Origin of the sequence: Pseudomonas sp. YuFO8, assembly GCF_035065025.1 — a bacterium.
In the GTDB taxonomy this organism is placed as follows: domain Bacteria; phylum Pseudomonadota; class Gammaproteobacteria; order Pseudomonadales; family Pseudomonadaceae; genus Aquipseudomonas; species Aquipseudomonas putida_AE.
Genome location: NZ_JAXDEQ010000181.1, coordinates 1 through 405, shown reverse-complemented (window position 1 = coordinate 405; position 405 = coordinate 1). Strand labels below are relative to the sequence as shown.

The window sequence follows — 405 nt, the reverse complement described above, 5'->3', positions numbered from 1 at the left end:
ACCCAGACCCCAGGAGGCACCGGCGCCCTGCGCCTGAGCGCCGACTTCATTGCGCACAACCTGCCCGGTCGTGGCGTCTGGTTGAGCAACCCGACCTGGCCGATCCACGAAACGATCTTTGCCAAGGCCGGGATCCCGGTGAGTCATTACCCTTACGTGGGCGCTGACAACCGCCTGGATGTGGCGGCGATGCTCGCCACCCTGTCCACCGTGCCCAAGGGCGACGTGGTGCTGCTGCACGCCTGCTGCCATAACCCGACCGGTTTCGACCTGTCCCAGGACGACTGGCGCCAGGTGCTGCAGATCGTGCGCGAGCGCCAGTTGCTGCCACTGATCGACTTCGCCTACCAAGGCTTTGGCGATGGTTTGGAGCAGGATGCCTGGGCGGTGCGGCTGTTTGCGGCC

The 405-nt window shown here is 65.9% G+C and carries 1 protein-coding gene; it reads left to right on the top strand.

Going from position 1 to position 405, the window contains the following annotated elements:
• On the top strand, nucleotides 1-405 hold a 405-nt coding region (locus SOP95_RS31905), incomplete at both ends, for an aminotransferase class I/II-fold pyridoxal phosphate-dependent enzyme (protein ID WP_323609577.1).